The sequence below is a fragment of the Pseudomonas sp. 3JA genome (assembly GCF_036961705.1).
In the GTDB taxonomy this organism is placed as follows: Bacteria; Pseudomonadota; Gammaproteobacteria; order Pseudomonadales; family Pseudomonadaceae; genus Aquipseudomonas; species Aquipseudomonas fluorescens_Q.
Genome location: NZ_JBAMDJ010000099.1, coordinates 1 through 1,337 on the forward strand (window position 1 = coordinate 1; position 1,337 = coordinate 1,337).

A 1,337-nucleotide genomic window follows, 5' to 3' on the forward strand; every position below is an offset into this window, starting at 1 on the left:
GGCCTGGCGCTCGTTCCCGAAACACCGCCGGCACCCATCGTCCATCGCCTGGAACGCGACGCCGTCGGCCGGCTGATCGCCAAGGTCACCGACGATGGCCGCACCGAATACAGCTACGACCCGCTGGACCAACTCACCGCCGTCACTTTCACCGACCTGCAGGGCAACGCCCAGACCCTGAGCTTCGCCTACGACACCCTCGGCCAGTTGCTCGCCGAAAACAGCGCCGTCGGCAGCCTGCAGCACCACTACGACGAACTCGGCAACCTGATCCAGAGCCAACTGCCCGATGGCCGCTGGGTCAACCGCCTGTACTACGGCAGCGGCCATCTGCACCAGATCAACCTCGACGGCCAGGTCATCAGCGACTTCGAACGCGACCGCCTGCACCGCGAAGTGCTGCGCACCCAAGGCCAGATCAGCACCCGCAGCGAATACGACCGCAGCGGCCGCCTGCGCACACGCCAACGCCGCCACAGCAGCCAACCCTCGCTGCTGCCGGCGGCGGTGCAAAAACACTTCGAGTACGACCCCGCCGACAATCTCATCGGCAAACTCGACCAGCAACCCGCCGCACAACAGCGCCAGCTACTGCACTACGACGCCACCGGTCGCATCATCGCCAGCCAGGACAGCCTGCACGGCCAACGCGAGACCTTCACCTACGACGCCGCCGCCAACCTGCTGGACGGCCCGGCCCCCGGCGCCGGGCTGGTGGTGCACAACAAACTGCTGACCTACCAGGACAAGCGCTACCGCTACGACGCCTTCGGCCGGATGATCGAAAAACGCAGCGCCAAACGTGGCGTGCAACACTTCGCCTACGACGCCGAAAGCCGCTTGATTGAAGTGTGCAACGACAATGGCAGCGTGGTGAAAATGGCCTACGACCCGCTGGGCCGGCGCATCGAAAAAACCGAACACGACAGCAATGGTTACCCGCTGGGGGAAACCCGTTTCACCTGGGACGGCCTGCGCCTGTTGCAGGAACACCGCCACCAGCAAACCAGCCTCTACCTCTACGAAGACGACGGCTACGAACCCCTGGCCCGCGTCGATGGCAGCGGCCCGCTGCAAAAGATCCGCTACTACCACAACGACCTCAACGGCCTGCCGGAACAACTCACCGAAGCCGACGGGCACAACGTTTGGCAGGCTACGTACCGGGTGTGGGGCAATACGCTGGAGGAAGTGCGCGAGCCGTATTACATCGAAGAGCAGAACCTGCGATTCCAGGGGCAGTACCTGGATCGGGAAACCGGGCTGCATTTCAATACGTTCAGGTTTTATGATCCGGATGTGGGGCGGTTTACGACGCCGGATCCGATTGGGTTGGC

General features: G+C 63.7%; 1 protein-coding gene. It reads left to right on the plus strand.

Going from position 1 to position 1,337, the window contains the following annotated elements:
- Positions 1 to 1,337, plus strand: a 1,337-nt coding sequence (locus V7773_RS30205; protein WP_336076495.1) for an RHS repeat-associated core domain-containing protein, incomplete at both ends; no start/stop codon positions are given.